The sequence below is a fragment of the Phaeodactylibacter sp. genome, assembly GCF_022763345.1.
Lineage (GTDB): Bacteria > Bacteroidota > Bacteroidia > Chitinophagales > Saprospiraceae > Phaeodactylibacter.
On sequence record NZ_JALEGS010000086.1, the window covers coordinates 74,420 to 93,018 of the forward strand.

The 18,599-nt window shown below is 51.8% G+C and carries 19 protein-coding genes; 8 read left to right on the forward strand and 11 right to left on the reverse strand.

The annotated features are described in order from the left end of the window. The first annotated feature begins 4 nt into the window (after positions 1-4). Both MRY86_RS22295 and MRY86_RS22300 read left to right on the forward strand, forming a co-directional pair. The gene (locus MRY86_RS22295) at positions 5-1,405 is read left to right on the forward strand and encodes a hypothetical protein (protein ID WP_293562866.1); all 1,401 of its coding nucleotides are present in this window, start codon (positions 5-7) and stop codon (positions 1,403-1,405) included. A gap of 83 nt (positions 1,406-1,488) precedes the next feature. Continuing rightward, positions 1,489-2,829, forward strand: a complete 1,341-nt coding sequence (locus tag MRY86_RS22300) for a M24 family metallopeptidase (RefSeq protein WP_293562864.1) — start codon at positions 1,489-1,491, stop codon at positions 2,827-2,829. Positions 2,830-2,930: 101 nt separating this feature from the next. Here MRY86_RS22300 and MRY86_RS22305 read toward each other — a convergent pair whose 3' ends face one another. Next, on the reverse strand, positions 2,931-3,254 hold the full coding sequence (locus MRY86_RS22305) for a hypothetical protein (protein ID WP_293562862.1): 324 nt from the start codon (positions 3,252-3,254) through the stop codon (positions 2,931-2,933). Positions 3,255-3,364: 110 nt separating this feature from the next. Here MRY86_RS22305 and MRY86_RS22310 point away from each other — a divergent pair, with 110 nt between their 5' ends. Continuing rightward, positions 3,365-3,916, forward strand: coding sequence for a winged helix DNA-binding protein (locus MRY86_RS22310; RefSeq protein ID WP_293562860.1), 552 nt, complete (start codon positions 3,365-3,367; stop codon positions 3,914-3,916). Positions 3,917-3,922: 6 nt separating this feature from the next. On the opposite strand, the gene MRY86_RS22315 is transcribed toward MRY86_RS22310, so the two are convergent. From MRY86_RS22315 to MRY86_RS22325, 3 genes are all read right to left on the reverse strand, one after another. Then, positions 3,923-4,168, reverse strand: a complete 246-nt coding sequence (locus MRY86_RS22315; protein ID WP_293562858.1) for a hypothetical protein — start codon at positions 4,166-4,168, stop codon at positions 3,923-3,925. 28 nt (positions 4,169-4,196) lie between these two features. Next, on the reverse strand, positions 4,197-4,832 hold the full coding sequence (pdxH, locus tag MRY86_RS22320; protein WP_293562856.1) for a pyridoxamine 5'-phosphate oxidase: 636 nt from the start codon (positions 4,830-4,832) through the stop codon (positions 4,197-4,199). 90 nt (positions 4,833-4,922) lie between these two features. Next, positions 4,923-5,246: a hypothetical protein gene (locus MRY86_RS22325; RefSeq protein WP_293562854.1), complete on the reverse strand. Its 324-nt coding sequence runs from the start codon at positions 5,244-5,246 to the stop codon at positions 4,923-4,925. Between the two features lie 144 nt (positions 5,247-5,390). Between MRY86_RS22325 and MRY86_RS22330 the strand changes: the two genes are divergently transcribed. After that, on the forward strand, positions 5,391-8,153 hold the full coding sequence (locus MRY86_RS22330) for an outer membrane beta-barrel protein (protein ID WP_293562852.1): 2,763 nt from the start codon (positions 5,391-5,393) through the stop codon (positions 8,151-8,153). A 146-nt stretch (positions 8,154-8,299) separates the two neighbouring features. Continuing rightward, a complete protein-coding gene (locus MRY86_RS22335) occupies positions 8,300-8,653 on the forward strand; it encodes a cysteine-rich CWC family protein (RefSeq protein WP_293562850.1) in 354 nt (117 codons plus the stop codon). A 142-nt stretch (positions 8,654-8,795) separates the two neighbouring features. Here MRY86_RS22335 and MRY86_RS22340 read toward each other — a convergent pair whose 3' ends face one another. The 5 genes from MRY86_RS22340 to MRY86_RS22360 form a co-directional block, all read right to left on the reverse strand. Beyond that, the gene (locus MRY86_RS22340) at positions 8,796-9,227 is read right to left on the reverse strand and encodes a hypothetical protein (RefSeq protein WP_293562848.1); all 432 of its coding nucleotides are present in this window, start codon (positions 9,225-9,227) and stop codon (positions 8,796-8,798) included. A gap of 2 nt (positions 9,228-9,229) precedes the next feature. Beyond that, positions 9,230-9,919 carry a uracil-DNA glycosylase family protein gene (locus MRY86_RS22345; protein ID WP_293562846.1) on the reverse strand — a complete coding sequence of 230 codons (690 nt, stop codon included), beginning with the start codon at positions 9,917-9,919 and terminating at the stop codon, positions 9,230-9,232. A 25-nt stretch (positions 9,920-9,944) separates the two neighbouring features. Continuing rightward, a complete protein-coding gene (locus MRY86_RS22350) occupies positions 9,945-10,385 on the reverse strand; it encodes a Uma2 family endonuclease (protein WP_293562844.1) in 441 nt (146 codons plus the stop codon). 213 nt (positions 10,386-10,598) lie between these two features. Then, complete coding sequence (locus tag MRY86_RS22355; protein ID WP_293562842.1) at positions 10,599-13,367, reverse strand: 2-oxoglutarate dehydrogenase E1 component; 2,769 nt, start codon at positions 13,365-13,367, stop codon at positions 10,599-10,601. 186 nt (positions 13,368-13,553) lie between these two features. After that, on the reverse strand, positions 13,554-14,279 hold the full coding sequence (locus tag MRY86_RS22360; protein WP_293562840.1) for a hypothetical protein: 726 nt from the start codon (positions 14,277-14,279) through the stop codon (positions 13,554-13,556). 223 nt (positions 14,280-14,502) lie between these two features. Between MRY86_RS22360 and rpsT the strand changes: the two genes are divergently transcribed. The 3 genes from rpsT to MRY86_RS22375 all read left to right on the forward strand — a co-directional run bounded on the left by rpsT (position 14,503) and on the right by MRY86_RS22375 (position 16,999). After that, entirely contained in the window at positions 14,503-14,754 is a 252-nt protein-coding gene (gene rpsT / locus MRY86_RS22365; protein ID WP_044221978.1) for a 30S ribosomal protein S20, read from the forward strand. A gap of 100 nt (positions 14,755-14,854) precedes the next feature. Then, complete coding sequence (locus MRY86_RS22370; RefSeq protein ID WP_293562835.1) at positions 14,855-16,477, forward strand: glycosyltransferase family 39 protein; 1,623 nt, start codon at positions 14,855-14,857, stop codon at positions 16,475-16,477. Positions 16,478-16,618: 141 nt separating this feature from the next. Further along, complete coding sequence (locus tag MRY86_RS22375; RefSeq protein WP_293562833.1) at positions 16,619-16,999, forward strand: hypothetical protein; 381 nt, start codon at positions 16,619-16,621, stop codon at positions 16,997-16,999. A gap of 172 nt (positions 17,000-17,171) precedes the next feature. Here the strand turns inward: MRY86_RS22375 and MRY86_RS22380 are convergent, their stop codons facing one another. Further along, complete coding sequence (locus tag MRY86_RS22380; protein ID WP_293562831.1) at positions 17,172-18,104, reverse strand: T9SS type A sorting domain-containing protein; 933 nt, start codon at positions 18,102-18,104, stop codon at positions 17,172-17,174. Positions 18,105-18,219: 115 nt separating this feature from the next. Next, positions 18,220-18,599 (reverse strand): T9SS type A sorting domain-containing protein (locus MRY86_RS22385; protein WP_293562829.1); only part of this gene is annotated, 380 nt, incomplete at its 5' end.

Consider the following 18,599-nt stretch of genomic DNA (forward strand, 5'->3'; position numbering starts at 1 on the left):
ACGAATGGTCAGTAGCAAACTTTACGAATTATTTGATACCCTGACCCGTCAGGATATCCGACAACTGAAAAAAGCCGTAGCCTCCCCATTCTTCAATCAGCGCCAGCATGTAGAAGCGTTACTGGACTACCTTATACATTGCAAGTTTGAGCGGAAAGTCCTCCCTGAAAGAGAGGAGGCCTTCGCCCGGCTGTTTCCGGAACGCCGGTTTGATGACCACAAACTGAGGCTGAGCATGAGCTTGCTATTAAAAGTCATGGAGCAGTACCTGATCTACCAACAGGTTAATACACAGGAAGTCAATGCCCAGTTAGCGCTAGCCCGTGCCTACCGAGCGTTGAAACTACCCCGCCATTTCAAACAAAGCCTTACCAAGGCCCATCAGCTACAGAAAAACCGGGGGTTGCGACATGCCGAGTACTATCAGGATGCCTATGCGCTCCGACTGGAGGAATACCGATTTCATGCCTCACAGCGCCGTATGGAAGATCTGCACCTACAGCCAGTTCAGGAAAATCTTGAAGCAGCATTCATTACGGCAAAACTCAGGCAGAGCTGTTTCGCCCTCTCGCACCGGGCCGTTTACAAAACGGAGTACAATTTAGGCATGCTCCCCGAAATGCTCACCTATATCAGACGGAGCGACATGCTTGACCTCCCTTCCGTTGCAGTATACTATTATTGCTACCTGGCCCTGACTCAGCCTGAAGAACACCTCCACTTTGAAAAATTTAAGGCACTAACCTTGGCTCATCAGGCGCTGTTCCCCAAAGATGAGCTTCGTGACTTATTCCTTTTGGCGACCAACTTCTGTATCCGCCAAATGAATAAAGGCGTCAAACGTTTCGCCAGAGAAGGGCTAAGCATTTACCGGGAAGGGTTGAGCAATCAGGTGCTGCTCCTGAACGAGCAGCTCTCCCGTTTCACCTACAGGAATATCGTGGCGAAGGCTATTGTAGCCCGGGAATTGGACTGGGCGGTGGATTTTGTCCATCAGTACAAAACCAAACTTGAAGCCCAATACCGTGAAAGCACCTTTTGCTTCAATCTGGCCTGGCTGGAGTACGAACGAAAACATTACGACCTGGCCCTTGACCTGATTAACCGCTCCGCATTTTCAGACCTCCTGCTAAACCTCTCTGCAAAAACCATTGCAATGAAAATCTATTTTGAGCTTGGAGCTTACGAGCTACTCTACGCCCATCTGGAAGCTATGCGCAACTTCATCAACCGGAAGAAAATCATGACTTACCATAAAACCCACTACCTGAATATGATAAAATTCACTAAAAAACTATTAGACCTCCCCCCTGTCGCACCGCAGCAAAGAGCACGCCTAAAAGCCAATATACTGGGCTCTTCCGTAGTAGCCGAAAAGAACTGGCTGCTCTCTCAGCTCCCATAACGCTGAACGGCCACCTGAACGATGCCAGATTTAAATCTTATTTTAGACCCGCTCAATTGGACTAACTTAAATCTCCAGGTATTATGAAAACTTTTGCCCTGACGTTGCTGCTTTTCAGTCTGCCCTTTGCTCTGAAAAGCCAATACGAGATGCCCCATATCCTTCCCCTGCAAAAACAGGGCGAACTGCGCGACCAATGGCTGCAACAGCGCATGAAGACCGTACTACCTGCCATTATGCAGCGTGAAGGCATCGACATGTGGGTGCTCATCGCCCGGGAGTACAATGAAGACCCCGTCCTCAGAACCATGCTGCCTTCCTTTTGGCTTTCTGCCCGCCGCACGACGATGCTGGTTATTCACAATACCGGCGACAGCCTGGAAACCCTCGCCTGCGCCCGCTATGATGTGGGCGAAGTGTTCAAAAAAGCCTGGGACAAGGAAGCAGAGCCCGATCAATGGAAGCGGCTGGCCCAGCTGATTACGGAAAGAGACCCGGCAAAAATCGCAGTCAACCGGTCGGAACACTTTGGGCTGGCGGATGGCTTGTCGGCCTACCACTACGATCAGCTGATGGAACACCTGCCTGAAGCTTATCAAAAAAGGATTGTCACCGGGGACCGCCTGGCCTTGGGCTGGCTGGAAACCCGCACCCCGGAAGAGATGACCGTCTATCAACAAGTGTGCCGCATAGCCCATGCCATCATCGCGGAGGGGCTTTCCGATCAGGTGATACAGCCCGGCGTAACCACTACTGACGATGTGGTGTGGTTCTACCGGGAGCGCATCCGGGAGCTGGGGCTGACTGCCTGGTTTCACCCTACGGTGGATGTGCAACGTGCCAATCCGGAGGACAACGGCTCCACCCGCAGCTTCGCTTCCCGCCCCGGGGAGACGGTCATTCAACCGGGCGACCTGGTGCACTGCGACTTTGGGATCACTTACCTCGGGCTGAATACAGATACGCAGCAGAATGCCTACGTCTTAAAACCCGGCGAGACCGATGCGCCGGTTTTCCTCAAAGCAGCCCACCAAAAGGGGCTCCACCTCATGGATATTCTGACCAACGAATTTCAGGAAGGGCGGACCGGCAATGAAGTCCTTGCGGAGGCATTGAAAAAGGCAAAATACGCCGGGCTCAAACCCCAGATTTACACCCACCCCATTGGCTACCACGGGCATGGCGCCGGGCCAACTATCGGGCTTTGGGATCAGCAGGAGGGCGTGCCCCACAAAGGCGATTATCCGCTCTATCACAACACCGCTTACTCCATTGAGCTGAACACCAAGGTGTACTTACCGGAGTGGAACAAGGAAATCCGCATGATGATGGAGGAAGATGCTTTCTTTGATGAGAATGGGGTGCGTTATATTGACGGGCGGCAGGAGGAGCTGTACCTGATTCCCCGGCAGATCAGGGAGTAATAAGATAAAACCTCCCTGATTTACCTGAATACGCTAAACGGCTCAATTCGTTTGGTCTTTACTGCATTCGGAAAGGCAGCCCATACCTTCACCTTTTGCTTTTACACTTTCGGAAACAGCCTTTCGCTTACCGGTTCAAGGTCATACATCTCAAATGATTCGATACAGCTCATATCTTCGCTTTCACCGTGGTCGTCTTTCCCCTGCTCTGTTTCAAGAAAGTTGTATAGGGTTTCCTTTTTATCAAAAGTCACCCAAACGATCACAGTATTGCGCGCCCTGTCGACACCAACCTGCCGGGCAATAACACCGTTGAGCTTTTCATCCATTTTTTCACTGGGCGCTTTGGCAATTTGTACTAACTCGTCTAGCCGGCCTGGTTTTGCAGTTGATACGGACACGAACGTGTAGGATGGATTGTTCATAACTATTGTTGTTTTAATTAAAAATTATGTTTCCGATGTAAATTTACACTTTAATTTCATTTCTGAAACTATTTTTATACATTTATTCAAAAATGAACTAAATACAAACCATGGATTATTCATTATTGAAGGAAATCATCCAATACATGGAGGTGTTTCAGAACCAGGGTGAAGGGAGCAGGATAGAAGATTTCGTCATCTGGCTGAATAACCAACTCTTTACCGACCAAGCAGATGACCCGCATTCCGAGCATGACGAACTACTGATTGCCTTCAAGGTCATGTACCTGAATAAGGAACTGAAAAAGCAGGCCAAGTCTATTTTGTCCGTCTCAGGTATTTCTTCAATTGATGAATACAGCTTCCTGCTACATCTGGATTATCAGGACAGCTTCAGGAAAATGGAAATCGTAGAACTGCATAACCTGGAAGCCCCTACCGGCATAGAGATCATCAAGCGGCTGCTCAGGAATAAACTGGTACTTGAATTTCCGGACGAACAAGACAAGAGAGCCAAAAGAATCAAAATAACAGAAGCAGGCAAGCAGGAACTAAAAGCTATCAAACCAAAGATGAATTCAATTTTCACAAAATTCACAGCGCCCCTGAGCCTGGACGAGAAGATAAAGATCAGTGGAATTTTAGATCAGTTGATAAAATAACCGGTTTTAAGCATTAAAAACCTCATCAATATCCCGCTGTAGGTCCTGCACCTCCGGATCAGTAGGCGCAGCGCCCTGATTGAGCATATCCGGCAGGCTATCCAGTGATGTCAGCCGGGCAGCAGAGGCTGTGGTTGCAGCAGGATTCTCCAGGGAAAGGACTTGCAGGGCAGTGCGCAGCACCTCGGGGTCATCCGTGCGCAGAATAGCCTGGATGACTTGTAGTTTGAGTTTAGATAATGGTTCAGACATCTTTGCGCTGGTTTTCAATCCAAACACCTTAGGGCGCCAATCGTTCTATCTTCCACTTTTCTGCTTCCAAAGTATACTGAAAACGGTCGTGCAGGCGGTGCTTACCCCCTTGCCAAAACTCAAAAGTATCCGGCACGACCCGGTAACCGCCCCAAAATGAAGGCAGGGGCACTTCACCCTTCTTAAATTTTTGCTTCAGCTCTTCAAACTTGGACATCAGCATCTGCCGGGAAGAAATGGGCGCACTTTGGTTGGACACCCAGGCCCCCAGCTGACTGCCGTGGGGCCGGCTGAGAAAGTACTTTGCGGACTCGGCTGTGCTGACACGCTCCGCCCGCCCCATGATCTTCACCTGCCGCTCGAGGTCCAGCCACGGAAAGTGCAGGGCGACTTTTGCGTTAGCCGCAATGTCCTTTGCCTTTTTGCTCTCATAATTTGTGAAGAAGACAAAACCGGTGGCGTCGAAATACTTCAGCAGTACGGTGCGCAGGCTGGGCTGCCCATCGGGAGATACGGTAGCCAGAGACATGGCATTGGGCATATTGATGCCTGCCGACTCCGCTTGCTCAAACCAGGCTTCGAATTGTTGTACCGGGTCAGATCGTAATGTTTCTCTTGACAAACCCGAAAGGGTGAATTCTTCCCGCATCATTGCCAGATCCATAATGCCTCTAATTTGGTGACTTCCCAAATGTAGCTGGGCCTACAGCAACTTGCAATGAGAATGATCAGTTGAGCTCGAAAAAGCTGGGCACTATAACATACGTTTGAAAAGGTGCATCATCTCCCGCTCTATTGCAGTGTAACGATGATCCGCTTCAAAAACTTTCTTGAAATCGTTGAGCAATTTATTACGGCCGGCCTCATCTTGCATAAATTTCTTCTGGTAATCCAGAATCGTATTGATACATTCCGCATCAGAGCACTCTTCAAAGACCGCTTTAATGCGTTGGTAGCTGCGCTCGTCCAGTCGTTGCTGGATCAGGGCTTCCTCCTCCGGGTCAATTTCGGCATCAATGGAGGCAGCATATAACATGGCAAAAGCTGAGAATTCTTCGTAAGTCCAGTCGAGGTTCATGTGTGGAGTTGGTTAGTTGTCGTCAAGATAGGTATTCTAAAGTAAGTACAACAGTGATTTTTTTCACTTATCTTCATGGCAGCGGGAAAAAAGAGCAGGCCAGCATGGTCTAACGGGGTAAATGAACCTAATCACATACTGCATATGAAAACCCTAAGCAGCTTACTTTTTCTGCTATTGCCAATGGCGCACGCCTTTGCCCAACAGCTCTCCCTCACCGGCATGGTTTACGATTCAACGGAACAAACCCAGCTCGAAGGGGCGTATTTGTACCTCACTAATGGCGCAAAAGAGTTCAGCGAGACCAGCAATTCAAAAGGGAAATTCCAATTCAGCGGCCTGCAGCCGGGCACCTACGCCCTTTCGGTCACCTATGTAGGCTACCAGAGCTACTCGGATACCATAGCGCTGCAAGACGATCTTGACCTGGGGACACTTTATATTATGCAAATCGCCCTCAATCTGGACGAGGTGGAAATCACGGGCAAAGCGCCCCTGGCCACCCAATCTGGCGACACTACACAGTACAGCTCCAACGCCTACAAGGTCAATCCCGATGCCAGCGCCGAGGACCTCATCCGCAAGATGCCGGGGGTACTGTTTGAGAATGGCAAGGCACAGGCACAGGGCGAGGAGATCAAGCAGGTCCTTGTGGATGGTAAGCCTTTCTTTGGGGATGATCCCAGTGCAGCCCTCCGCAATCTGCCCGCCGAAGTCATCGATAAAATACAGGTCTTTGACCAGCAAAGCGAGCAGGACCGGTTCAGTGGATTCAACAGCGGGGAAACGACCAAAGCCATTAACATCATCACCAAGCCTGGCAAGCGGCAGGGGGAGTTTGGGAAGCTCTATGCAGGCATTGGCGAAGAAGGCCTCTACCGGGCCGGGGGCAACGTCAACATCTTCAAAGGCGACGCCCGACTGTCCATCATCGGGCAGACCAACAACATCAACCAGCAAAATTTTGCCGGGGAAGACCTCTCGGGCCTTTTCGGCAGCTCGGGCGGTCAGCGCGGCAGGGGAAGAGGCCGGCGGGGCGGTGGCGGCACCGACCCCAGCGACTTCCTGGTGAACACGCAGAACGGCATTGCCACCACGCACGCCTTTGGGCTAAACTATACCGACAAATGGGGCGACAAAGTGGAAACTACCGCCAGCTACTTTTTCAATCAGACCGATAACACCGCACGGTCGTCTATTTTCCAGGATTTCCTAAGCGACCGCCTGCTGGGGCAAACCTACAGCGAGGACAACCTGGCGGATACCCGGACCATCAACCACCGGCTGAACGCACAGATAGAATATGAAATCGACCCCAAAAATACCATTAGCATACGGCCCCGCCTCAGCTTGCAGCAAAGTGAAGGGCAGGAGCAAACCTTCGGGCAAACCCGGCTGCAAAACCTACTGCTCAGCAGCACCGACTTTGGCCTGCAGACGGATCTAAACGCCCTGAATTTTTCAAATGACCTCAACTACCGCCACCGGTTTGCTAAACGGGGCCGGACCGTCTCCCTCAACGTCGGCACCAACTATACTCAGCAGGAAGGCGAGCGTTTCCTGGCTTCAGAAAACCGTTTCCTGCAAGACTCTGCCTTCACCGAAAACCTTGATCAGTTTGCCGGGTTGAATGAAACGGGGTGGACGCACAGTGCGGGTATCCGCTACAGCGAACCCCTGAGCGAGAAGGCTCAGCTACAATTGGGCGCCGAAGCCAGCCAGCAAAATACCGATGGGGATCAGGAGACCTTCGACCGGGCAGCAGATGGGGAATTTTCCGATCTCAACCCGCTGCTGTCTAATACCTTTGAGACCACTTACCAGACACAGGAGGGCAGCGTAGGGCTGCGGTTCCGTGACAAAGAGCTGATCTTCAATGGGCGGATTGTGGCGCAGTGGGCACAGCTGAGCGGGGATCAGGTTTTCCCGGCACTGGAGGCTATAGACCGGCGCTTCTTCAACTTCCTGCCGCGGCTCTTTATGCGTTACCAGTTTTCCAAGGATGCCAACCTTAGAGCCGGTTACTTTGGGCGGACGGCGCCCCCTTCTCTCCGCCAACTGCAGGAGGTGATCGACAACAGCAACCCGCTCCAACTATCTACCGGTAATGCGGACCTCAGACAGGACTATACGCACCGGGTATTTGCCCGCTATTCCAAAACCAATACCGACAAGGCTTCGGTGTTTTACGTGTTGCTTTCCGCGCAGTACACGCAGAACTACATCGGCAACAGCACTTTCATTGCCAACCGTGATCTGATGGTCCGACCAGGAATTTTTCTGCAACGGGGCGCACAGCTTAGTCAGCCCGTCAACCTGGATGGCTACTGGAATGCCCGGGCTTTTACGACCTATGGCTTTCCGCTTTCGGTCATCAAGTCCAACCTCAACTTTAGTGTTGGAGGCACCTTTCAGCGGATTCCGGGCCTCATCAATGATAACCTCAACTACGCCAACAACATCGGCTCTTCCCTCAACGCCACCCTGAGCAGCAATATTAGCGAACGGGTGGACTTTACGCTCTCTTCCCAGACCAGCTACAACCGGGTGCGCAACAGCCTGAATACGGCCCTGGACAACAACTTCCTCAATCAGTCTACCCGCCTGGGGGCCAACTTCCTGATCGGCAACGGCTGGGTACTGCGCAGCAGCGTGAACCATCAGCTGTTTGACGGGCTGTCGGAAGGTTTTAATCAAAATTTCTGGCTGTGGAATGCGGAGGCGGGCAAAAAATTCCTGGATGACAAAGCTGAAATCAGCCTGAGCGTTTTCGACATGCTGGGGCAAAACAACAGCATCAGCCGGAATGTCACGGATGTGTTTATTGAGGATGTGCAGACGGAGGTACTACAGCGGTATGTGATGCTGAACTTTACCTACAATATCCGGCACTTTGGTAAAAAGTAGGGCGTCATGGGTGGCACATTCCGTACCTACGGCACGGACTCCCGGCCTCGTCCTTGGGTTACCTATATTGCGTACCTCACGGCACGCTTTCAGTATGAATGAGAATTAGCAAAAAGTAGGTAGTTTTGACGCGTAAAACCAAAACCGTGAAACAGACCTGCCCAAATTGTAATACCGTCTTTGACTGCCAGGTGGAAAACGCCACTGCTTGCTGGTGCCATAAGCTGCCCGCTATTGCGCCCATCGAAGCAGCAAGGGGTTGTCTTTGCCCTACTTGCCTCAAAGCGCAGGTACAGGAGCAAATTGAGCAGTTTGTGACGGACTTCAAAGCCGGCAAAAGGCCCAATATTGCACCAGATTACAAAAGGCCCGGCAGGCCTGTGGAGGGCATCGATTACTACCTGGAAAACGGGATGTTCGTGATGACGGGCTGGTCTCATCTCAAGCGGGGGTACTGCTGTGGGAGCGGGTGCCGGCACTGCCCGTATTCGAAGGGGTAGCCATAATAATTGAAGGAAAAACCAATTGCTTTTTCAGAGCTAAAGACATTGAAAGCCTAGAAATATTCTGTGTTTATAGTAATACAAAATGAATACGGTTGAGTACCCCCAAATAAGAGGAAAACCAGCGCTACTAGCTATACTATTTATGCTGGTCAGGGTGCAACAATTGCTCTGTCTTGTACAGGTCTACCACTAACTTATTAATGATGTCCTTTAGCTTGCCAGTATTCTCTCCCAGCCAGTTTTTCAAGCCTTTGTCCTTAACGGATAATTCTATGGTTATGATCTCTTCCTTCGGCTGCTCTTCTTCAACGACTTGCCTGGAAACCAAGAGCCCTCTCAGGCTTTTGTAATTACCTTCCCATTCTACCTCATCGAAATCAGCATCATAAGCAACTTCAGTATCATCATACCTGATATTCTCCTGCGAAACAGAAAAACCATTTTCCACCAGTTGCAATGCTTCCCTGATACTCAATCTTTTGCTGTTCAAATCAGACAATACGATATTGTCTACCGATTCACCACGATTGATGAGGTCAAACACTTCATCTGTTTTCATTATCTTCATGCTCAAAGTTTTTGCTTCTCAACCGCCCACTCCAGCGCCTGCTGATAATCTTCCAGAAATTCCTCCAGCCGCTTGCGCCGGTACTGCATTACCCAACGCGGGTGTGGCAGGGGCTTGAGTACTTCGAAAAAGCCATGCTTTTCATTGAGGGGCTCAAAGTACTTCCAGTTTTTGCCTACGCCCATGACGAGGGCAACTTTGTTGGTTACGCCCAGATCGAGCTGCGATTGGATATTGTGAATGATGTGGGGCTCTACCGCCCGCTCCAGCTTTTTGTCATCGTAGAAGTTGTAATTTTTACCATCGCGGGTAAAGCCCAGGGGGCAGAGGGAAGTGATGTAGAAATGCTCATAGAAGGCTTCCGCCCCGCCCCAGTTATCAATGAAACGGTAGACGAAGTCGGAAGACAGTTCCGGTTTTTTGTGAAAGGCATTCGGGATGCCGCAGACTTCTTCCAGGCGGATGGGGTCGGTAAAGGGCACTCCGGTGACACCGGCTCCAAAACGGCCTGGATTGATGCCAAAGATGGCAATGCGCGGGCGGTCATCATCGTAGTACTTGCCGTAAAATTGCTCCATAGCGCGCCAGGTCTCCTCCCCGTCGAAGGGGTAAAGCAGGTCGGCGTGCGGTGGCAGTTCCCAGTTGGGCTGAAGGGAGCGGTTGAATTGCAGGATGCGCTGAGCGATGGACATAAGGATGGATTTGGATGAGCGAAAGTTAGCCTTTCCGCTCAAGAGCGCCAAATACTTCCTGGAGCTCAAGCTCAATGCCCAGTACCTCATCAACGAGGACATCATTGCTGCCAAAAATATTACTATCGTTCCGGTGGTGGTACACATAAATGGACCGCAAATCCGGTACCACCAGCCAATAAGACTTCACCCCTGCATTCAGATAACGTTCGAGCTTGATGACCAACTCCTGTATGGGCTGCTGACCAGATAGAATCTCGATAGCCCCTACAGGAATTTCCGCGATGTTGGTTTCATTATACGTCAGGTCGAGCTGACCTTTTTCAAAAAGCGCCAGGTCTGGCACATTTTTTTCTTCTCCAAACAAGATATTGAGCTCCGGCAGCACTTCGAACCGGTCTCCGTAGGCCAACTTGATTAAGAACAGCAATTGCTGTTGAATGAAAGCATGAAATTTATCGGGCATTGGCTTATTTCTTTCCTGCTCATATATATATTTTGACTGCAAAGTCTCCATAGCGTATCCGTTCAGTTAATTGTCAAGTTACAACGATTTCGGTGTTTTAGCAAGTACGTCCATTTTTGCCGGAAGGCACAAAAAGGCATACCCGCAAAAACGACAAAGCCGCCCCCGGAACTCCGGAAGCGGCTCTGCTCAATTGATGCACTTCAGGCACGCCTACTCCTCGCCAAAGGCCAGGTTGACGATGCGCTGCTGCTGCTGATCGTGGACTTCCTTGAAGCCGGTAGCGGTAGAAGCGCTCGCTTTGCGGGCGATGTGCTTTAGCTCGGTATTCACCACCACCTCTTTAGCCAGGAAGATGGAGTGGATGTACTGCCAGGCCCCCATATTGGACGGCTCTTCCTGTACCCAGTATGGCTCGGCATTAGGATAGCGGTCGAAGATCGCCTGCAGTTGCTGATCGGGCAGCGGGTAGAGCTGCTCCAGACGAACGATAGCCACATCCTTGCGGTCATCTTCGCGCTGCTTTTGCATCAGATCGTAATAGATTTTACCACTGCACAACAACAACCGCTTGACCTTCTTGCCACTGCGCGGGCCGATGAAGGGGTCGTCAATCAATTCCTGGAAACTATTCCCGGACTCGAACTCGCTGATATCTGATACACACTCGGGATGGCGGAGCAGCGACTTAGGCGACATCACCACCAAAGGCTTGCGGAACGGGCGTGCCAGCTGACGGCGCAGCAGGTGGAAGAAGTTAGCCGGCTTGGTCACGTTCGCCACCGTCATGTTGAATTCAGCACAAGCCTGCAGGAAACGCTCCAGCCGCGCACTTGAGTGCTCAGGCCCCTGCCCTTCGTATCCATGAGGCAGCAACATAACCAAACCGCTCATCCGCCGCCACTTGCTCTCGGCAGCGGAGATGTACTGATCGACGATGGTTTGGGCACCGTTGTAGAAGTCGCCAAACTGCGCCTCCCAGAGGACCAGATTGTCAGGAGAGGCCAGGGAGTAGCCATACTCAAAGCCCAGCACGGCAAACTCAGATAGCAGGGAGTTGAAGATGCGGAATTTCCCCTGCCCTTCCTGAATGCCATCCAGGCGGTTGATGGGCTCATACGTCTTCGCATCATAAGCCACAGCGTGCCGGTGGGAGAAGGTGCCCCGGCGGACATCCTGACCGCTCATGCGCACATCTTTGCCTTCCATGAGAATACTGCCGTAAGCGAGGAGTTCACCCATCGCCCAGTCCAGTTTGTTCTCTTCCAGCAACTTGTTTTTGCCTTTCATCAGGCGCTTCACTTTGCTTAGTGGTGTGAAGCCATCCGGGAAGGAGGTCAGGTGCTTAATCAGTTTATCAACAGCCTCGCGGTCAATGCCGGTATCAGGTGACTCCCGGTAGTCTTCGGGCGTCGTTGTTTTCTTCAGCTCCCGCCAAGCCTGCTCCGGCTCCTGATATTCATAAGGCAGTGGATTTTCACGGACTTCGTCCAGGCGCTCCTGCAGCAGTTTCCAGAAGGAGTCCTCCATTTCCTCAGCCAATTCCTTATCGACATCACCGCGTTCAACTAACCGCTTGTTGTACACTTCCCGGGGATCCGGGTGATTGTTAATGATGTCGTACATCTCTGGCTGCGTGAATTTGGGATCATCGCCCTCGTTGTGCCCGTGTTTACGGTAGCACACCATATCGATAAAGACATCGTTGTTGAACTTCTGCCGGTATTCGATCGCAAACTCTGTGGCAAACAGCACCGCTTCCGGGTCATCACCATTGACATGGAAAACCGGGGCCTGTACCACATTGGCTACACCCGTACTGTAGGTAGAAGAACGGGCATCATCAAAGTCAGTGGTAAAGCCAATTTGGTTATTGATCACGAAGTGAATGGTACCGCCGGTGTAGTAGCCCGCCAGTTTGCTCATCTGTACGGTCTCGTAGGTCACCCCCTGCCCTGCCAGTGCCGCATCGCCGTGGATGAGGATGGGCAGGATTTGGTCATAATCACTATTGTACAAAATATCGGCCTTGGCACGCGCAAAGCCTTCCACTACCGGGTCAACAGACTCCAGGTGAGAAGGGTTAGGGACCAGCTTCAGGTGTACGTTTTTGCCGGAAGGCGTCTCTACCTGCGAGGAGAAGCCGAGGTGGTACTTCACATCTCCATCGCCAAAGCTGAGGTCCGGCACGGCCGTGCCTTCGAATTCGTTGAAAATCTGAGCGTAAGTCTTGCCCATGATGTTGGCCAGCACATTCAGGCGACCCCGGTGAGCCATCCCGATCAGGACTTCCTGAACGCCGAGTTCGGCCCCCTTATTAATCAGGCCATCCAATGCAACGATGGTATTCTCACCACCTTCCAAAGAGAAACGCTTCTGCCCGATGTATTTGGTGTGGAGGAATTTTTCAAAAACCACCGCCCCATTCAATTTCTCGAGAATGCGGCGTTTTTGATCATTACCGAAGCCATAGCTTGTGTCCGGCTCTAAACCTTCCATTCTAGTGCGTATCCAGCGGCGCTTTTCGCGGTCCTGAATGTGGTGGTATTCAATACCAATATTACCGCAGTACACCTTACGCATATGGTCGATGATCTGCTGCAAGGTCGCCTTGCCTATACCCACTTCCCGGCCCGCTTCGAAGGAAAGCTGACGGTCTTCTTCAGAAAGGCCGAAGTCTTCCAGGTTCAGGTTCGGTTGCCGGTCGCGGCGCTTCCGGATTGGGTTGGTGGTAGACAACAAATGCCCGCGGTTGCGGAAGGCCTTGATTAGGGCGAGCACCTTGAACTCTTTATCAAGGGCCTCAGAAGAAACAGCGGTAGCCCCCTCTGCATGACCATTGGTTGCGGTGCCCGCATAGTCAAAGCCACGGAAGAAAGCACGCCAGGTTTCCTCCACCTGATTAGGGTCCTGCAGGTACTGTTGGTACATCGAATCAATGTACGATGGGTGAGCATTAGCTATAAATGAGAAATCGTTCATTACTTGCTATGGTTACGGATTATGTTTTTTGTTCGAAAACACGCGGCAGCAGGTATCGTTCGCCGGATACGCAACTGCCTATGCATAAATTTGCCCTAAGTAAAGAGGGCTTTTAAACAAAAGCAAGCCCGGGCGCTATTATTTGCCCTTGACTTGCTTTATTTTGAATGATTATGGCTTATTGGGCTAGTTGTACCCGGTGCCGAATATGACACCACGGGCACCGCACTGTGACTGCGCAATGCCACCTACACCAAAGGTCACTTCCATGTAGAAGCCAATCCGGAAGGGTTGTGTTTCCTCATAAGTATCGTAGTTGGTGTAGAAGGTGGGGTAGTTTTCTGCCTGCCCCTCGGCTGACATCAGGTCCGTAAAGGCATACTCTGCCCGTATTCCGGTTTTGACGGTCAGCACCTTATTAGCGGTCACAAAACCGCCCACTCCAAAGCACCCTGACCAATAGCGGTCGGTGTACTTACCCGAAACATCTGACCAGTCTGTCCCGAAGGATTGCTGCGCACCACGCAGATAAGTCGCCTTGCCCCCGAGTTCTGCAAAAGCGCCGTTGCTCCGGAAAAAACGGTACAACAGGTAGGCATCGATGCTTTCCCACTCCATATTTACGGTACGGTTGCCGGCTGCCCCCCGGTAAGTCATGGAGTGACTGTACGTAGCGCCCAGCATTTCAAAAGTCAGCCCGTGGTAATCGCCAACATTCAGGTTAGCCACTCCGCCCAGGGAGGTCGCAAACCCCAGGGAGCTATCGTGGTCGGCATCCCCGTTGATGTTGGCGTTCGCAAGCCCGGTCATACCCATCATGCCTTTGGCGCCTAATTCCAGCCATACCTGTGCTTGTGTGAAGTTAATGGCAGCGAAAAACAAAGCCGGCAGCAGCAGTAATTTTTTTCTCATAGTGTAATTCTTGTTTTTTAATCTTCCTCTTAATTTCGGCTGCTAAAGATACCACTATGATTTGGAATGCCACGCGCTTAGCGGTTCATTGTTTGGCAATACCGGCTCAACTACCAAAGTAAAGCCACAGGCATAATAAAATCAGAGGTAAGCTTTAAAATCTTAAAAAGAAGCCTTAAATTTGCGTCTCTTTTTTGGAAAAGCATGTAAATATCATAAAGTAATGGCTAATCACCAATCATCAAAGAAGCGCATGCGGCAGGAAGCTAAGCGCCGTGTACACAATCGCTACTACAAGAAGACCACCCGGACTTCTATCCGTCAGCTCCGTGAAATGAAGGAGAAAGCAGAAGCGGAGAAGTTCCTGCCTAAGGTCATCAGCATGGTAGACCGTTTGGCAAAGCGCGGCACCTGGCACGCCAACAAGGCTTCTAACCTGAAAAGCAAGCTGACTCGCCACGTCGCGAGCCTGTAAATTCATACCAGGATAATCGGTCCTGAAAAGTGTATCTTTCCGTCAGGGAAGGGTACACTTTTTTGTGTTGCTGCCTTATCACGCCTCTACCTGATCGTCTATGGCTCCGTTTCAAATTACCCATTACCGCGGTGCTATAGCACTCTTGCTGGTCTGGATAGCCGCTGCGCTGGCAGTAGGCCTTAGCGGGGACTTCCCGCTCAACGACGACTGGCAGTACGCTTACCCCGTTAAGCAATGGGTCGAAACGGGGCAACCCTCAATTAAGGCAAGGTTTTCACCGAATATCCTGACGCAGGTGGTCTGGGGCGCGCTGTTTTGCAAACTGGGCGGGGGCTTTAGTTTTGAATGCCTGCGGTGGTCTACCTGGGTGGCAGCGGGGTTGGGCGGGCTGGGGTTCTTCCGGTTGCTCCGGTTGCTCAGTGTTTCCCTAAGCATGGCTACTGTGGGCACCGCTGTTTTGCTTTTCAGCCCATTGTATTTTCACCTCTCCTTTTCCTTTATGACCGATGTGCCTTTTCTGGCCCTGGTTATCTGGGCCGCCTGGGCAGGTCTTAGGTTTCAGCAGAGCAGGCACGTCCAATGGTTGCTCATATTCACGGTCTTAAGCCTGCTGGCCTACCTCAACCGGCAACCGGGCATCTTACTCTTCCCGGCTATGGGGGGCTGGTATCTGCTGAAACAGCGCGGTGGAATCCGGGGATGGGTCTGGGCGGGGCTGTCCGTAGCAGTGGCTGCAAGCGCCTACTTGCTTTTGGAAAACACGGTAAAACCCTGGCTGGGCATTAGCGAAAACTACCTGCCGGTCTCCGGGCAGCTACTGCAGCAATTGCGGGAGGCGCCGGGGGGAGTACTCGCACAGCTGGGCCGCCAAAGCTTTAAGTCCTGGGTCTACCTCGGGGCTTTCTGCCTGCCGTTACTCCCCTTTCTTTGGTCTAGTGTCCGGGCTGCAGGCGTTCTCCGGCTTTGGCCAATGACCGGGATATTAGTAGCGAATGCAGGCTTGCTCATCGCGCAGCATGATGCCGGCCATGTTTTTCCGTACGGTGGCAACATCCTGTACAACTGGGGGCTTGGCCCCGAGCTTTTGGGCGATGTGTACACTTTTCAGCTCCGCAATACGCCACGGTTGCCCATTTGGATGATGTATGGGCTGGGCTACATCAGTCAGCTGTCAGCCAGCCTGCTGACCTGGGTTGGCCTGAGTGCCTTGCGTGAGCTGAATCAAAAACAGCAGGATTTCTTTCTTTTTCTGCTGTTGCTCAATCTGGCTAATTTCCTGGCTATGTCGGTCACCGGTTTTTTCGATCGGTATATGCTGCTGAGCGTGGCTTCGGCTATCCTGTTTTTGGCAACCCTTGCCCCAAAGCCAAAGGCATGGTTTAAAGGAGCAGTCCTCCTAATATTTGCGCTCTTCAGCATGCTGGCTACCCATGACTATCTTGCCTGGAACCGCGCCCGGGCACAGGCTTTTGAATGGCTGCAGCGCAATGATATCCGCATGCAGCGGGTGGATGCTGGTTATGAGTACAATGGCTGGCATCATTACCACCCGGCACGCAAAGGGCAGCCCGGTAAATCCTGGTGGTGGGTGGATGATGATGAGTGGATGATCGCCTTCGGCCCAAGGCCCGGCTACGTTATGCAGGCTGGCTTTACTTATCAACGGTGGCTTCGGGGCGGCCGCCCGGACAGGGTCTGGGTACTGCGTAGGGAGCCTTGACCACGATTTGCCGTGTTCTCGAAGTAGATGAAAAATACCTTGAGAAAGTACGCGGACAGCTAAAGCATAAAGAACAGAATGGTCAGTAGCGCGTTTAACCATTTACCCTTTCCTTCCATGCAACCGGGTAAAAACGAACCTATGCCTGCCAAAGCTACGATTAACAAGCTATTCCTGATCGACGGCATTGGTGCCATCATCACCGCTCTCCTGCTCAGTCAGGTGCTTGCCCGGTACGAGTCTGTGTTTGGCATGCCTGCCTCCCTTCTCTACATCCTGGCGGGCGTTGCCGCTTGCTTTGCCGTTTACTCCCTCACCTGCTACTGGCGGATCAAAGAAGGCGGAGCCCCCTTTCTGACCGGCATCGCAGTAGCCAATACCCTCTACTGTATTGCTACGCTTGGGATCGTGGCCTACCGCTTCGACACCCTGACCTGGCTGGGCGTGGCTTATTTCATCGGAGAGGTTTTGGTGGTGATGGCCCTCGTGAGTGTAGAGCTTGGAGCGGCACGTAAGGCTTGATGTATACGCTTAACAAAGTGGTTTGCAACATCGGCCCGTGACGAAGCGAAGCTTGTCAGGACAGGCGCAGGCCACTTTCCAGCGTTTATGCCGACATCAAGTCGGTTTGCTGTGGCAAACCACTTTATCGTCGGTATAATACAAGCTTACCTCTTTCATCCATGCCCCTACTCTACTCTATGATTACTTTTTCAACCTGCAAAAGCTGCCCGCCTTGGCTGCGGAACTGCAACACATAAAAGCCGGGAGCTAATCCGGTGGTCGAAAGGTATTGCCCATCGGCGGGTGGTGTGTACGCCTGACGGATACAAACCCGCCCCATAGCATCCACCAATTCTACAGTATGGTCAGCAGCTATACCTTCCGGCTTTTCGAGCCACAGTGGCTCACCCTGTCTTACCGGATTGGGAAATACCCGGACTACCGGCAGCATCTTTTCAGAAGCCGTGCTGCTGAGCAATCCACAGTCCGCTGCAGCACCCACACAATAATCATGAAGGAACACCCCCCAATCAGCAGTACTGGGCAAATAAAGAGCTTCAACAAAAAGACCACCGGAGTATCCAATGCCTTCAATCAGCGATTCTTCAATGCCGTACTGTGAGGTTTGGATGTGAGTCCGGTTAAGCCCCCATACTTCCTCCTGATCGATGGCATCAATGATATATGGGTATTCTATGTCAGGAAAAGTCAAACAATTGCTAATCGTATCTCCAATGCCTTTTGAAAAATCATAGAGTTCAAACTCGCTACCAATGGTGCAGAAACCACCCCATGTTTCATCGAATATAATCGTGTAGACCTTGCGGGCAGCAGTATCTTCCCTCAGGGCCCCAAAAAGCCATCGGTCTTCAATAGCGTAGTCGACTGAGAAGGTATCGGGGTACAAATCCAAATAATAAACTTTCTTGTACGCTACCGACTCAATCGTGGTATCCCCCTCAATAGTGTAGCCAAAGGGGGTATAAACATTTCCATTTATCGCAATGATCTGCCAGGTGGCTTGCTCTGTGACTAAAGGGGTGTAATCCTGTGCTTTGAGCGAAACTACAGTCACTGCAAGTAGCAGGGGCAACAGGGAGTAGGCGTATGTTGTCTTTTTCATACTCTATGCTTAATTGGTCTGATGATAAACGACAATGTCAATTTAGCTCATGCGGTGCAGGATTCCTAAATGTGCCCTGCGGTAGTAGGTAAGGTAAACTGCAAAACGATTTTTTCTACCGCACCACCACCCGCTCCGCCGCCAAAACCTGCCCGTCCGCCACATAGCGGAGGACGTAGGCACCGGCAGGCAGGCCCGGTACCGGCAGTATGCTGGTCACCTCATCAATGCGGCCGGCGGGGTGCGACTGTAGGATGCGCCCCTGCAGGTCCAGCAATTGCAGGGCAGCGCCCCGGCGGCGGGCAATGCCCGCATCCCGGAGCAGCACATAGAGGTACTCCTGCGCTGGGTTGGGATAAAGGTGGAGCGACAGGGCCGGGGCAGCAGCCTCCTCCTCCGTACTGACCAGGTGGCAGCCGGGCACAAGGCAGCCTTCTTCATCCACCCGCAGCAGCCAGCCGCGCTGTATGGGCCCGGAAGGCTCATTGCCGTATA

Bases quoted from the DNA above. Each gene is read 5' to 3' on its own strand.
- MRY86_RS22295 (WP_293562866.1), top strand. From the start codon at position 5: ATGGTCAGTAGCAAACTTTACGAATTATTTGATACCCTGACCCGTCAG.
- MRY86_RS22300 (WP_293562864.1), top strand. From the start codon at position 1,489: ATGAAAACTTTTGCCCTGACGTTGCTGCTTTTCAGTCTGCCCTTTGCT.
- MRY86_RS22305 (WP_293562862.1), bottom strand. From the start codon at position 3,254: ATGAACAATCCATCCTACACGTTCGTGTCCGTATCAACTGCAAAACCA.
- MRY86_RS22310 (WP_293562860.1), top strand. From the start codon at position 3,365: ATGGATTATTCATTATTGAAGGAAATCATCCAATACATGGAGGTGTTT.
- MRY86_RS22315 (WP_293562858.1), bottom strand. From the start codon at position 4,168: ATGTCTGAACCATTATCTAAACTCAAACTACAAGTCATCCAGGCTATT.
- pdxH (WP_293562856.1), bottom strand. From the start codon at position 4,832: ATGGATCTGGCAATGATGCGGGAAGAATTCACCCTTTCGGGTTTGTCA.
- MRY86_RS22325 (WP_293562854.1), bottom strand. From the start codon at position 5,246: ATGAACCTCGACTGGACTTACGAAGAATTCTCAGCTTTTGCCATGTTA.
- MRY86_RS22330 (WP_293562852.1), top strand. From the start codon at position 5,391: ATGAAAACCCTAAGCAGCTTACTTTTTCTGCTATTGCCAATGGCGCAC.
- MRY86_RS22340 (WP_293562848.1), bottom strand. From the start codon at position 9,227: ATGAAGATAATGAAAACAGATGAAGTGTTTGACCTCATCAATCGTGGT.
- MRY86_RS22345 (WP_293562846.1), bottom strand. From the start codon at position 9,919: ATGTCCATCGCTCAGCGCATCCTGCAATTCAACCGCTCCCTTCAGCCC.
- MRY86_RS22350 (WP_293562844.1), bottom strand. From the start codon at position 10,385: ATGCCCGATAAATTTCATGCTTTCATTCAACAGCAATTGCTGTTCTTA.
- MRY86_RS22355 (WP_293562842.1), bottom strand. From the start codon at position 13,367: ATGAACGATTTCTCATTTATAGCTAATGCTCACCCATCGTACATTGAT.
- MRY86_RS22360 (WP_293562840.1), bottom strand. From the start codon at position 14,279: ATGAGAAAAAAATTACTGCTGCTGCCGGCTTTGTTTTTCGCTGCCATT.
- rpsT (WP_044221978.1), top strand. From the start codon at position 14,503: ATGGCTAATCACCAATCATCAAAGAAGCGCATGCGGCAGGAAGCTAAG.
- MRY86_RS22370 (WP_293562835.1), top strand. From the start codon at position 14,855: ATGGCTCCGTTTCAAATTACCCATTACCGCGGTGCTATAGCACTCTTG.
- MRY86_RS22375 (WP_293562833.1), top strand. From the start codon at position 16,619: ATGCCTGCCAAAGCTACGATTAACAAGCTATTCCTGATCGACGGCATT.
- MRY86_RS22380 (WP_293562831.1), bottom strand. From the start codon at position 18,104: ATGAAAAAGACAACATACGCCTACTCCCTGTTGCCCCTGCTACTTGCA.